Origin of the sequence: Brevibacterium samyangense, assembly GCF_039529845.1 — a bacterium.
Lineage (GTDB): Bacteria > Actinomycetota > Actinomycetes > Actinomycetales > Brevibacteriaceae > Brevibacterium > Brevibacterium samyangense.
Map to the genome: position 1 here is coordinate 27,611 of NZ_BAAANO010000003.1, position 11,260 is coordinate 38,870.

The 11,260-nt window shown below is 68.7% G+C and carries 12 protein-coding genes, 1 tRNA gene and 1 pseudogene; 5 read left to right on the top strand and 9 right to left on the bottom strand.

The annotated features are described in order from the left end of the window. Positions 1–119: 119 nt before the first annotated feature. Together ppk2 and ABD172_RS01265 are read right to left on the bottom strand one after the other, a co-directional pair. Entirely contained in the window at positions 120–1,046 is a 927-nt protein-coding gene (gene ppk2, locus ABD172_RS01260; protein WP_344306227.1) for a polyphosphate kinase 2, read from the bottom strand. After that, positions 1,043–1,684, bottom strand: coding sequence for a DedA family protein (locus tag ABD172_RS01265; protein ID WP_344306229.1), 642 nt, complete (start codon positions 1,682–1,684; stop codon positions 1,043–1,045). The genes ppk2 and ABD172_RS01265 overlap by 4 nt, the downstream gene beginning before the upstream one ends. A 170-nt stretch (positions 1,685–1,854) precedes the next feature. Between ABD172_RS01265 and ABD172_RS01270 the strand changes: the two genes are divergently transcribed. The 4 genes from ABD172_RS01270 (at position 1,855) to ABD172_RS01285 (ending at position 3,765) form a co-directional block, all read left to right on the top strand. Further along, a complete protein-coding gene (locus ABD172_RS01270) occupies positions 1,855–2,316 on the top strand; it encodes an SRPBCC family protein (protein ID WP_344306231.1) in 462 nt (153 codons plus the stop codon). A 268-nt stretch (positions 2,317–2,584) separates the two neighbouring features. Further along, a complete protein-coding gene (locus tag ABD172_RS01275; RefSeq protein ID WP_344306233.1) occupies positions 2,585–2,788 on the top strand; it encodes a cold-shock protein in 204 nt (67 codons plus the stop codon). Between the two features lie 193 nt (positions 2,789–2,981). After that, positions 2,982–3,054, top strand: a tRNA-Leu gene (locus ABD172_RS01280). A gap of 99 nt (positions 3,055–3,153) precedes the next feature. Then, positions 3,154–3,765: an NAD(P)-dependent oxidoreductase gene (locus tag ABD172_RS01285; RefSeq protein WP_344306235.1), complete on the top strand. Its 612-nt coding sequence runs from the start codon at positions 3,154–3,156 to the stop codon at positions 3,763–3,765. Positions 3,766–3,945: 180 nt separating this feature from the next. On the opposite strand, the gene ABD172_RS01290 is transcribed toward ABD172_RS01285, so the two are convergent. The 7 genes from ABD172_RS01290 to ABD172_RS15285 all read right to left on the bottom strand — a co-directional run bounded on the left by ABD172_RS01290 (position 3,946) and on the right by ABD172_RS15285 (position 10,752). Continuing rightward, positions 3,946–5,319: an NAD(P)/FAD-dependent oxidoreductase gene (locus tag ABD172_RS01290; protein ID WP_344306237.1), complete on the bottom strand. Its 1,374-nt coding sequence runs from the start codon at positions 5,317–5,319 to the stop codon at positions 3,946–3,948. A gap of 32 nt (positions 5,320–5,351) precedes the next feature. Continuing rightward, positions 5,352–6,755: a S8 family serine peptidase gene (locus ABD172_RS01295; protein WP_344306239.1), complete on the bottom strand. Its 1,404-nt coding sequence runs from the start codon at positions 6,753–6,755 to the stop codon at positions 5,352–5,354. 1 nt (position 6,756) lies between these two features. After that, positions 6,757–7,794 (bottom strand): Ppx/GppA phosphatase family protein, encoded by a 1,038-nt coding sequence (locus tag ABD172_RS01300; protein ID WP_344306240.1) that lies wholly within the window; start codon positions 7,792–7,794, stop codon positions 6,757–6,759. 22 nt (positions 7,795–7,816) lie between these two features. Further along, positions 7,817–8,320, bottom strand: coding sequence for a DUF501 domain-containing protein (locus ABD172_RS01305; RefSeq protein ID WP_344306242.1), 504 nt, complete (start codon positions 8,318–8,320; stop codon positions 7,817–7,819). Then, complete coding sequence (locus ABD172_RS01310; protein ID WP_344306243.1) at positions 8,317–8,847, bottom strand: FtsB family cell division protein; 531 nt, start codon at positions 8,845–8,847, stop codon at positions 8,317–8,319. Before ABD172_RS01310 ends, ABD172_RS01305 begins: the two co-directional genes overlap by 4 nt. A 248-nt stretch (positions 8,848–9,095) precedes the next feature. Further along, positions 9,096–10,376 carry a phosphopyruvate hydratase gene (gene eno, locus ABD172_RS01315; protein WP_344306245.1) on the bottom strand — a complete coding sequence of 427 codons (1,281 nt, stop codon included), beginning with the start codon at positions 10,374–10,376 and terminating at the stop codon, positions 9,096–9,098. A gap of 154 nt (positions 10,377–10,530) precedes the next feature. Continuing rightward, positions 10,531–10,752, bottom strand: a complete 222-nt coding sequence (locus ABD172_RS15285; RefSeq protein WP_425546637.1) for a response regulator transcription factor — start codon at positions 10,750–10,752, stop codon at positions 10,531–10,533. 150 nt (positions 10,753–10,902) lie between these two features. Here ABD172_RS15285 and ABD172_RS01320 point away from each other — a divergent pair. Then, positions 10,903–11,260 (top strand): annotated as a pseudogene (locus ABD172_RS01320) (IS1634 family transposase); the annotation flags it as partial.

Consider the following 11,260-nt stretch of genomic DNA (forward strand, 5'->3'; position numbering starts at 1 on the left):
TCGGGTCCTTTCGGGATGCGCTTCGAGTTCCCGCCGCCGTGGCGAGTTCCCGCCGTGGAGCGTTCACCGCGACGGGAACTCGCCACCACGTCCGGAACTCGCCCGTAGTGCCGCCGGGTTCAGTCGCCGACGGCGTCGCGGCCGCGCCGGACGAGCAGCGGATCCGCCGGATACACGACGGAGGTGTCCTTGCCCTCGTAGTCGAACTGGCCGAGGAAATAGCGCATCGCGTTGAGGCGTGCGCGCTTCTTGTCGTTCGACTTGATCGTGATCCACGGCGCCCAGTCCTTGTCGGTGCGCATGAACGTCGCCTCCTTCGCCTCCGTGTAGTCCTCCCAGCGACCGAGGGACTCGAGGTCCATGGGCGAGAGTTTCCACTGGCGGACCGGGTCGATCTGACGGATCGCGAACCGGGTGCGCTGTTCGCGGCGGGTCACGGAGAACCAGAACTTCGTCACGGAGATCCCCGAGTCGACGAGCATCTTCTCGAACACCGGTGCCTGGTTCATGAACACCTCGTACTCCTCGTCGGTGCAGAACCCCATGACCCGTTCGACGTTCGCCCGGTTGTACCAGGAGCGGTCGAAGAGAACCATCTCCCCGGCGGTCGGCAGGTGCTGGACGTACCGCTGGAAGTACCACTGCCCGTGTTCCCGGTCCGAGGGTTTGTTGAGGGCGACGACACGCGCAGCGCGGGGATTGAGGTACTCGGTGAAGCGCTTGATCGTCCCACCCTTGCCGGCGGCGTCGCGCCCCTCGAAGACGATGACGTGCTTGTGCCCGGTGTCCTGGGTCCAGTACTGGAACTTGAGCAGCTCGATCTGCAGTTTGTACTTCTCGAGCTCGTACTCCTTCCGGTCCATGAGTTCGGAGTACGGGAAGTCCTCCTGCCAGGTCTCGACGGCCTGCCCCTCCGGGTCGATGAGCTCCGGGTCCGGGGAATGACCGTTCCGCACCGTGTACCCCTCGAGGCGGAGGGTGTCGATGTACTCCCGGAGGCTCAGCTGGTTCGGGACCTTCTGCTGGTGGGGGATCCTGTCCGTCATGATCGTCCTTTCGGCGTTTGTCGGAACCGTACCGGGGTCGGGTGAATGGTGCTTTGCGGTTCGGTGGCCGGAACGTCTCCCCCGGGTGCCGCTGCGGCCGGGGTGTCGCCGAGGGAAGCGGTGTCGTGCCCGGTGGGCGCCTCGGCCGGGATCGCGGCCCGGCTCCGGGAATCGCGCGAACGGCGACGGCCGAGAGCGAGGAGGAGCCCACCGAGCACGAGGACCACGGCCCCGACGATCGTGGCGACGGGCCACCTCTCGTAGGCGAGCACAGCGGCACGGAAGCCGACGAAACCGATCGTCGAGTAGATCGTCGCCCAGCAGGCACCACCGAGGGCGAGCGCGGGCAGGTACCGGACGAGCGGCATGCGAGTGCTGCCGGCGGTGAGGTTCGCGAGAGTCTGGAACCCGATGGTGAGGAAGCTGAGTGCGACGACACCGGCGCCCCAGCGACCGATGCGTTCCTCGGTGCGGAGGTATGTCGGGGAAGCGAGCATCGCTCGGATCCGGGGGAACCGGCCCGCTCCCCCGCGGGCTGCCCGACCGAGAGCATAGGTGGCTCCGGCGCGGCAGAGGACGATGCCGTAGAGCGCGAGCCAGACGACGGCGAACGGTTGCTGCCAGTCGAGCGGATTCACGCGCATCCTTTCGTCGGTCACCGACCCGGGGATTCGTCGTTCGGGCCGTTTCTCTCGGCACAACACCGGGCCTCACGTGCATCATTCCCCGTTTCACGCGGCCGGTCACGTGTGTCCCACCGCGGGACACCTGCCTTGATCGCAAGCGCGCTGCGTCGGAGGATGACTGCATGAGCGATGAGCCCTTCACCCTCACCCGCACGTTCGACGCGCCGGTGGCACTCGTCTGGAGGGCGTGGACGGACCCGCGCCTGGCACGGCGGTGGTGGCACCCGTACGACTTCACGATCGAACACGGGGTGCCGCGGATCGATCCGGTCGTCGGCGGTGGGTTCTCCTACACACTCGTCGATCCGGAGAAGGCGCGGATCGCGCTGTCGGGTACCTACCTCGAGGTCGAGGCGGAACGCCGTCTGGTCTTCACGTGGGGCCCGGCCGAGCTGCCCGCCGAGGCGCAGGCGCGGATCACCGTCGACCTCGAGGACACCGGTGTCGGCCTCACGCTCATGACGTTCACCGCTACCGGACTGCCCGCGGAGGACGGCGTCGACGAGGAGGACTCCGTGGTCCGAACGGGCTGGACGGAGTGCTTCGAACTCCTCGACATCTGGTTCTCCATGGGGATCATGTGAGTGCGAAGGTGCCGGAACTCACGCGGCGCCTCGGCGGGTGAGCGCCGGTTTTCGGTGACCCACGGCGCTTTTTGCACGGAGCCGGTCGGAATTTCATGCTCCCGGGCCCTAATGGGCCCGTGGACTGTGGTAGCTTCGTAACTGTCGTACCAACTCAAGGGCTTCAGAAGGATCCGGACGCACGCCGTTCAGACGCATCCGGAGCACAGTTCATGGTCGATTCATTACACACGGCCATGCTGTTCATGGCCCATTACTAGGAGTCAGTATGACCCAGGGCACAGTCAAGTGGTTCAACGCGGAAAAGGGCTTCGGTTTCATCACCGTTGACGGAGCCGAGCAGGACGTTTTCGTTCACTGGTCCGCAATTCAGATGGACGGCTACCGTTCCCTCGAAGAGGGCCAGCGCGTCCAGTTCGAGATCGGTCAGGGAGACAAGGGCCCGCAGGCCCAGAACGTCACGCTCGCCTGAGCTGACACTCCTGAGAGAGCGTCTTTCTCCGCGCGCGGCTTGACCGAACGCTAAGAGAACGTGCAGTCCCCGGTATCGCGCCCGACAGTTCACTGTCGGCGTCGGTGCCGGGGATTCTTCGTTCCCCGATAGACTTCAGGTGCGCGTCGCCGGGTCACCGGCTGCGCGCAGGGTGTGCGCAGAAGCGCCACCGGCCCCCATAGCCCAATGGCAGAGGCAGCCGACTTAAAATCGGTTCAGTGCGGGTTCGAGTCCCGCTGGGGGTACACATCCGACTTTCCACCCCACGGGCCTCCTCCGTCGGCTGCAGACGGCGTTATCTTGAACGGGAGGCGGGCAGAGTGCCCGCCCGCGAGGAGGTCCGCATGAAGATCGCAGTTTTCGGCGCATCCGGCATGGTGGGTTGGCGCGTCGTCGCCGAGGCGGCCGCACGTGGCCACGAGGTGCTCGCGCTCAGCCGCTCCGGTTCCGCCGTCGAGGGTGCCACCGAGTCCCGGTCCGGTGACATGGGTGACGCCGCCACGGTATCCGAGGTGGCCGCCGCGAACGATGTCGTCATCTCCGCCACCGGACCCAGCCGGACCGGTGCCCCGCACGGGGAATGGCTCGCCGCCGTCACCACGCTCCTGGAGAACGCCGGAGGCACCCGCATCGTCTTCACCGGCGGAGCCGGCAGCCTCAGCGTGAACGGCATCCGGCTCGTCGACGGCCCCGGCTTCCCGGACGCGTACAAGCCCGAGGCCCTCACCGGGTACGAGGCGCTCAAGGCCTTCGCCGCGACGGACGCGAAGACCCAGCCGTGGAGTTACATCTCCCCCGCACCGGAGATCGCCCCCGGCACCGCGGTCGCCGACTACAAGGTCGAGCTCGAGACGCCGGCGGGTCCCTTCGTCTCCGCGGAGACCTTCGCGAAGGCCCTCGTCGACGAGGCGGAGACCGGCGCGCACAACGGCGTCCGGTTCACCGTCGCGGACTGAGCGGGTTCGAGTTCTGGACCGCACCCCACACTCGGACGTACGTCCGCTCGTCTCCGGACGGGGCAACGGTTCTGCACACGACAAAGGATTCGCTTTCCGTTTTCGTGAAACGGAAAGCGAATCCTTTGTCGTGTGCGAATCAGTGGGAGTTACGCGAATTGCACGTTCACTCCCGCGAGATCACGCCTTCGCGGGCTCCTTGCGGGGAGCCGGCTTCGACTCGGCGGCCTCGACGAACGCCTTGAACGGCACCTCGAGGTCCTTGAGCGGCATGACGTCGCGGCCGAGCACGAAGTTGAGTGCCCATCCGGCGAACACGCGGACCTTGCGGTCGATCGTCGGGATCGCGTAGCCGTGGTAGCCGCGGTGCATCGCCCAGGCGAGGATGCCGCGGGCCTCGAAGTCTCCCATCTGGGAGACGCCCTTGTAGAGGCCGAGGCCGGCGACCGCGCCGAGGTTCTTGTGGAAGTACTGCTTGAACTCGGTCTCACCGCGGAGTGCGGCGAGGAGGTTCTGCGCGAGGACCGGGGCCTGGCGGACGGCGTGCTGGGCGTTCGGCACGCAGAAGCCACCGACTCCACCGCCGGAGAGGTCCGGGACGGCAGCGTTGTCACCGGCGGCCCAGGCGCCCTCGACCACACCGTCCTCGCCCTCGACGCGGAGGTCGGCACGGGCGGTCACGCGGCCGCGCTCGTCGAGCGGGAGGTCGGAGTCGACGAGCACGGGGTTCGCCTTGACGCCGGCGTTCCAGATGATGGTGTCCGCGTAGAACTCCTCACCGTTGGACAGCTTGACGAGCTTGTCGGTGCAGTCCTGCATGAAGGTGTCGAGGTAGACGTCGACGCCGCGCTCGCGCAGGTGCTCGACGACCCAGGCGGCCTGGCTCTCGCCGACCTCGGGCATGATGCGGCTCATGGCCTCGACGAGGACGAAGCGGACATCGGCCTCGGTGAGGGTCTCGTACTGGGCGACGGCCGATCGGACCATGTCCTCGAGTTCGGCGATCGTCTCGATGCCGGCGAAGCCGCCACCGACGTTGACGAAGGTGAGGGCCTTGCGGCGCTCTTCGTCGTTCTCCATGAGCGAGGCCTTGGCGACCTGGTCGAGGATGTGGTCGCGCAGGTAGACGGCCTCCTCGATGCGCTTGAGCCCGATGGCCTCCTCCTTGAGACCGGGGATCGGGAGGGCGCGCGGCACGGAACCGGCGGCGAGGACGATCTGGTCGTAGTCGAGCTCGAACGGCTCGTCGCCCTCGGGCTCCACGACGACGTACTTGTCCGCGTGCACGATCTTCGTGACCTTGCCGGTGACGACCTCGGCGCCCTTGAGGTTGCGGCGCAGGGAGACGACGGCGTGGCGGGGCTCGATGGATCCGCCGGCGACCTCCGGGAGGAACGGCTGGTACGTCATGTACGGGTTGGGGTCGACCACGGTGACGGTGGCTTCACCGCGACCGAGGTTCTTGAGGAGGTTCTGCGCGGTCACGAGACCGAGGTAACCACCACCGACGACGAGGACACGGGGACGCAGTTTGCTGTTTCTGATGAGAGCCATGGCCTCATCCTAAACCCTTGTGAAAACATTCACTAGCGTTCCGCGGGGGCCTCGGGAGCCGTCTCGGACGGCGGACCGGACGCCCGTCTGCGGCGCCATTCCCAGACCCCGGCGAGGCCTCCGAGGACCACGGCGGAACCCCCGGCGACCGCGAGCACGAGGGGCCCGGCGAGCACCGGCCTGGCTGCCTCCGGGGCAGCACTCGTCCCGGCCTCGACCGCTCCCCCGGCAGGGCCCGCGTCCCCGCCCTCGGCGGCGTCGTCGACCTCGTCCCGGCGGTGCATCCGCACCCATTCCCGCAGCTCCGCCGAGGCGCTGCGCACCTGCTCGGGCACCGGCGCCTCGAGCGCGGCGGGAGGGTCCACCCGGCCGTGCCCGACGGTGGGATCCGGCTGGGCGGTGTCGCCCGCCTCGGGGGTGAAGGTGTGCCCGGCGACGGGTGCGGCGGTGGACTCGAGTTTCGCGACGACCTGATCGGCCGAGAGCGCGGGGTCCGCCGAGCGCAGGAGCGCGGCGACGCCCGCGACGACCGGTGCCGCGAACGAGCACCCCTGCGCCTGGGCGTATCCGCCGTCGTACCAGGGCACGGGGATGTCCTCGGCCGGCCCCATGAGGTCGACGGCGGTCCCGGGGGCACTCGCTGCCGGGAGGACGTGACCGTTCCGGGCGAGCCCACCGACCCCGACGACTCCGGGGACGGTCGACGGAGCCCACGCCTGCGTGGCCCCCTGCGAACGGTTGCCCACGCACGCCACGACGACGACGTCCTTCTCGTACGCGTAGGCGAATGCCTCGTCCCAGTCCGCGGACCACGTGGGGTCGTTCCACCCGAGGGACATGTTCACGACCTTCGCGCCGGAGTCGACGGCCCAGCGCAGGGCCTCCGCTGCCTGGGTGCGGGAGGGCTGTGCACCGTCCGGGAGGCCGGAGCCCAACCACATGGAGGCGGAGAGGATGTCCGCGTCCGGGGCGACGCCGATAGGGCCCATCCCCTCACCGGTGCCGGCGATGACACCGGCGACTGCGGTGCCGTGGTGGATCGTCTCCTCGGGGCCGACGGGGGTCGTTCCGTCCTTCCCGGTGCCGCTGAAGTCCTTGGCTCCGACGACGGTGTCGCGAAGGTTCTCGTGGTCGGCGTTCACCCCGGAGTCGATGACCGCGACGGTGACGCCCTTCCCCGTGGTCCGTTCCCACATCCGGTCGATGCCGTAGGTGCCGATGTACCACTGACCCGGCCCCGCCTCGGGACCGGGCGGGGCAACCGGGGTGCTCGGTGCCGGAGCGGCAGCTGCCGCACCGTCCCCCACGACCGGCGCGGCGGCGAGACCCGGAGCAGCACTCCCGAGGAGCAGCACGGCTCCCGCTGCGAGCGCACCCGTCACGCGGAGGCGGAGCCGGTGGTGACGACCACGACGGCAGCCGGAACGCAGTGACATGTCAGCCCTCGGTGGGCCGTGTGGTGTGCGTGGACGTCTGCGCCGACCGCGCGAGGGACAGCGCGGTCCCGTCGAGGATGTCGGTCTCGCTCGCGATGACGGTGAGGGAACCGCTGTCGGCCTCGACGTCGGCCCGGAGGCGTTCGACGAGTCGGCCGAAGATCAGGGCACCGGCGGCGATGACGTCGACGCGGCCGGGGTGGAGGTACGGCAGTGCGGCACGTTCCTCGCGGGTCATCTCAAGGAGAGCCTCGACGCTCTCGAGGATCCGGTCGACGGGCAGGTGGGCGCCGTGGATGGCGGTGCGGTCGTACTCGGTGAGCCCGAGGACGCCCGCGGTGAGGGTCGTGATCGTCCCGGCGACGCCGACGAGCGTACGGGCCTTCCCTACGGGGACGACGGCGGTGGCCTTCGCGTACCACTCGTCCACGGAGGCGCGGGCTGCGGCGATCGCCTCCGCGTGCGGCGGGGCACCCGTGTGCTCCGGGTCGAGGAAACGCTCGGTGAGGCGGACGCTGCCGATGTCCATGCTGAGAGCAGCCTCGACCGCGTCCGTGCCGAGGACGAGTTCGGTCGACCCTCCGCCGAGGTCCATGACGAGGTACGGCGCGGGGGCGTCCACGCGGGCCGCCGCCACTCCCCCGTGCGTGGCACCGAGGAAGGACAGTGCTGCTTCCTCGTCACCGGTGATGACGTCGACCTCGACGCCGAGGCGTTCACGCACCCCGTCGACGAACTCCTCCCGGTTGCGCACGTCGCGGGTCGCGGAGGTCGCGATGAACCGCAGGTGCGCGGGCGCGTGTTCGGCGACGATCGCGGCGTACTCCTCGCACACCGCGAAGGTGCGTTCGAGGGCTTCCGGAGCGAACTCTCCGGTGGCGTCCACGCCCTGCCCGAGGCGCACGATCCGCGTGGCCCGGACGACCTCTGCGAGCGTGCCGTCCGGGGAGATGTCCGCCACGAGCAGGCGCAGGGAATTCGTGCCGCAGTCGAAGGCGGCGACGCGGGTGGCAGCGGTCGACGGAGCCGGAAGAGTCATGAGGCCCAGCGTAATGGGAGGCTCAGACAGACGCCGGAGCGGGCACGCCCGACATGAGCGAGAGCGCCCGGTCACCGATCGGGTTGACGCCCGGACCGGCCGCGAGCGCGTGCCCGACGAGGGCGTGGAGGCACTTGACGCGGGTCGGCATACCGCCGGCGGAGAAGTTCTCGATCTCCGGGACGTCCCCGACGCCGGAGTCGGCACCGACGCGGGCACGGTCGGCGAGGTACGCCTCGTGGGCCTTCGCGTAGGCGGCGGAGAGGTCCTCGTCCTCGCTCAGTTCCGCGGTCCACTCGGCCATGATCCCGGCGGCCTCGAGGCGGGAGGCCTCGGCGACGTACGCGGGATGGCACAGGTAGTAGGTCGTGGGGAACGGGGTGCCGTCGGGCAGACGCGGGGCGGTGGCGACGACGAGCGGGACACCCTCGGTGCTGCGGGCCGCCACTCCCACCACGCCGCGGGGCATCCGCCCCAGCTGCTCGGTGATGATGTCGGTGTCGGCGGGCGTGCATTCGGTGATCATCGGGTCTCCTCGGTCGCGAATCCGACCGCCTGGAGCGAGTCGACGAGTTCCTGGTACCACGGCTGGGCACGGACCGGACGGGGTGTCCGGTCGGCGTCCGCCTCGGCCGCGGTGTCCTCCTCGGCATCGTCGATGACGATGTAGAGCTCTTCACCGGGCTTCACGTAGTTCTGCTCCTCGCGCGCGCGGGCGGCCAGGTAGTCCGGATCGGAGAGCTGTTCCTGCTTGTGCTGCAGGGCCTCGACCTCGGACTCGGTGGCCTCGATGTCGCGTTCGAGCGCGGAGATCTGCTGCCACTGGGTGATCCCCGTGTTCACGCTCGGGGCGAACATCGCGGCCAAAAGGATACCAAGACCGACGAGGACGACGGTGCGGAGGGACACCCGGCGGCCACCGGCCGTCCGGTCGATCCGGTCCGGGTCGAGGGCCACGGCGGACGTCTTCGGGGCCGCTTTCGAGGCGCCTCGGCCGGGGCGGGCGGTACGTCCGGAAGCCCTGCGTCCGGTGCGGCTGCGGTTGATCCCCACGGGTCCTCGCTCTCGGCAGTGTGCGGCCCGGTCGGGCGCGGGCGGGAAGGTCCGTGTCGTGGGGAACTGGTGCTCCCCGAGGTGAGGGGCGCCGGTTCCGGAAAACACGGAAGGCACGACAGAACCGATTCTGTCGTGCCTTCCGGGTGGATCCGCGGATCCTGCGGCGGTGTGTCGCCGGATCCGCGGGTCGGTCGAGTGCCTCGGCCGCCCGTTCCGCCCGATCGGCGAAAGGGGCGACCGGGAGGTCACTTGGTGAAACGCGGGAACGCGGAACGGCCGGCGTACCGGGCCGCATCGCCGAGCTGCTCCTCGATGCGGAGGAGCTGGTTGTACTTCGCGACGCGCTCGGAACGGGCCGGGGCACCGGTCTTGATCTGACCGGCGTTCGTGGCGACGGCGAGGTCGGCGATCGTCGTGTCCTCGGTCTCACCGGAGCGGTGGGAGATCATCGCGGTGTAGCGGTTGGTCTGTGCGAGGGACACCGCGTCGAAGGTCTCCGTGAGGGAACCGATCTGGTTGACCTTGACGAGGAGCGAGTTCGCCGCACCCTCGTCGATGCCGCGGCGCAGGCGCGCCGGGTTGGTGACGAATAGGTCGTCGCCGACGATCTGGACCTTGTCGCCGATCGCGGTGGTGAGGGTGGTCCAGCCCTCCCAGTCGTTCTCGTCGAGCGGGTCCTCGATGGAGACGAGCGGGTACTTCGCGACGAGGTCGGCGTAGTACGCGGACATCTCCTCGGCGGACTTCTGCGAGCCCTCGAAGGTGTACGCGCCGTTCTCGTAGAACTCGGAGGAGGCGACGTCGAGGGCGAGGGCGATCTGCTCGCCGGGGGTGTAGCCGGCCTTCTCGATGGCCTCGGCGATGAGGTCGAGGGCGGCGGCGTTCGAGTCGAGGTTGGGTGCGAAACCGCCCTCGTCGCCGAGGCCGGTGGAAAGTCCGCGGTCGTGGAGGACGGCCTTGAGGGAGTGGTAGACCTCGGCCCCCCAGCGGAGGGCCTCACGGAAGGTCGCGGCGCCGATGGGCGCGATCATGAACTCCTGGATGTCGACGTTGGAGTCCGCGTGGGAGCCACCGTTGAGGATGTTCATCATCGGGACGGGCAGGACGTGGGCGTTCGGTCCGCCGAGGTACTTGTAGAGCGGGAGGTCCGCGGACATCGCGGCGGCGCGGGCGACGGCGAGGGAGGTGCCGAGGATGGCGTTCGCGCCGAGGCGGGCCTTGTTCTCGGTGCCGTCGAGGTCGATCATCACCTGGTCGACGAGGCGCTGGTCGTCGGCGTCGAGACCGGCGATCGCCTCGGTGATCTCGTCGAGGACGGCGTCGACGGCCTTCTCGACACCCTTGCCGAGGTAGCGGCCCTTGTCACCGTCGCGGAGTTCGACGGCTTCCCACTCACCGGTGGAGGCACCGGAGGGGACGCCGGCGCGGCCGACGGAACCGTCTTCGAGCAGCACTTCCACCTCGACGGTGGGGTTGCCGCGGGAGTCAAGAATCTCACGTGCATTGGCTGCGATGATCTCGGCCACGTCACTTCTCCTCTGTCGCCACTCGCACGGCACTGGGGCCGTCCGTTCGTCTGTGTACGGGACCGTCCGGGGTCGGTCCGTCCCGGTCACACCTTAGTGCAGGCTCACAACCGGACCGAAATAGGACTTCGGGGGTATTCGGTCTTCGCGAATCTCACCGAGGGATCTCGATGAAACCGTGTCGATAACCCTGGACAATCAGTGTCGACAACGAGGTCGCACCCAGCTTCACCCGGAGTTCTTTGAGGTGGGACTCCACCGTCGAACGCGCAACGCCGAGGCGCTCCGCCGTCTCGGCGATGTCCCACCCCCGGCCGATCGCCTCGAGGGTCGCGCGTTGTCGGTCCGTGAGACGTGGACTCCCGGGAAGCGGCACTCCTCCGGTCGAGTGGCGGATGTCCTTGAGTAGTTCCTGAGTTGGTTCACGTTAGTGCTCGTCGCGCACCCTTCAGGTCGTTGACCTGGAAAAACACTCGCGGTTAGGCTCGGATTTGAGCACTAAGCGACCGGGATCGGGGCACTTCTCATGGGTCTGTGGATCAGACGAGTACGCACCGCATCCGGTGCCACCGCGGTCCAGATCGCCGAAACCACCGGTGGCGTCCGTCGCATCGTCAAACACCTCGGCTCCGCCCACACCGAAGACGAGCTCGCGCTGCTAATCGATCAAGCACACCGATTCCTTACCGATGACGGACAGACCGAACTCGACCTCGGACTCCCCGTCCTGCAACCGAAACCCAGGCTCGTACCTGCACCGACGGAACCGGCCTTACTACCTGATCCCGACCCAGCAGCCAGCACAGAGAAGGCGTACGTGTCGGCACCGGTGGTGGTGCGGACGTACTCGGGCCTGCTCTACGACACACTCGCCGACGTGTACG